Raw genomic sequence first — 1,211 nt, forward strand, 5'->3', positions numbered from 1 at the left:
GAGCGGGCGCGTTCGTGGCATGAAGCTGGGAAGCGGTTGATCGGCCGCCGTGGAGCGGCTGCGCACACCTGCTCACGGACAAATACATGCGAGACCTGGTATCTTGTGCTGCATGGTAGCCGGTGAAGCAAGTAATCAGGTTCCGGAGAAGATCGAGGTCCAGCTCCGTAAAGGGGTCCTGGAGTACTGCGTCCTGGCCCTTCTGCGAGACGGGCCCAAGTACGGGGTCGAGCTGCTGAAGGACTTGCAGGAGACCGTGCTCGCCACGAGCCCGGGCACCGTCTACCCCCTGCTTTCACGGCTCCGGCGCGACGAACTCGTCGTCACCACCTGGCAGGAGTCCTCCACCGGCCCGCCGCGCCGCTATTACGAGCTGACCGATGCGGGACGCACCGCGCTCGACTCCTTTACCGGCCTCTGGCCGGCATTCCGCGACACCGTCGACCACCTCCTTTCGCCCCCCAACGGGCGCCGGCACAACCCCTGAGGGGCGCACCTTGAAGACCGACGACAACACCCTGGTTCGGGAGTACCTCGCGACCGTGGAACGCGAGAGCACGGCACTGCCCCCGGCAGCCCGTCAGGAACTCCTCGCCGACCTCAGCGAGCACATAGAGGTCGCGCGCGCCGAACGGCCCGGCGACGTCCGCGCGATCCTCCACGAAGTGGGTGACCCCCGCACGATCGCCAACACCGCCCTCCACGAACTCGGCCACACCACCACATCCCCCACACGCACACCGAAGCGTCACCGTTCCCCCGCCTGGCTACCGCTGCTCCTTTTGATAATCAGCACCGTGCTGCCCTACGCGGGAGACCATGTGCTCCTGAGCTGGATCAGCATAGCCATGAAGATCACGGCCGTAGTGATGGTGTGCCGCTCCCGCTACTGGACGGCAGCCCGCAAATGGGCAGGCCTCATCCTGGCCACACTCCTGCCCGCCACGATGAACGTGATCTGGTACCTGGCCTTCGTCGCACCCCGCAACTACGCAGTGATCGACACATGGCGCTGGCCGGGGGCCGTCGCCGGACTTCTCCTGACGTTGGCCGGCGTGGGATGGCTGTTGCGGACCAGGGATCGCCAGGCGTGATCTTTCGGTTTTGTGACAGCGGAGTGAGCGTTTTCAGCGTGGCTACTGATCGGGTGACGCCGGTCAGGTCGAGGTGGGGGCCGCAACGCACAAGGCCCCCGTGCCGTTGAGGGAGGT

2 protein-coding genes are annotated in these 1,211 nt (G+C 65.9%); both read left to right on the forward strand.

Annotated elements, in window-relative coordinates; all coding sequences use genetic code 11:
- Positions 1-112: 112 nt before the first annotated feature.
- Positions 113-487 carry a PadR family transcriptional regulator gene (locus ACFV20_RS37020; protein ID WP_073772435.1) on the forward strand — a complete coding sequence of 125 codons (375 nt, stop codon included), beginning with the start codon at positions 113-115 and terminating at the stop codon, positions 485-487.
- A gap of 10 nt (positions 488-497) precedes the next feature.
- Entirely contained in the window at positions 498-1,094 is a 597-nt protein-coding gene (locus ACFV20_RS37025) for an HAAS signaling domain-containing protein (RefSeq protein WP_073772436.1), read from the forward strand.
- The last annotated feature ends 117 nt before the right edge of the window (positions 1,095-1,211 follow it).

This window comes from Streptomyces sp. NPDC059696, from assembly GCF_042733745.1.
In the GTDB taxonomy this organism is placed as follows: domain Bacteria; phylum Actinomycetota; class Actinomycetes; order Streptomycetales; family Streptomycetaceae; genus Streptomyces.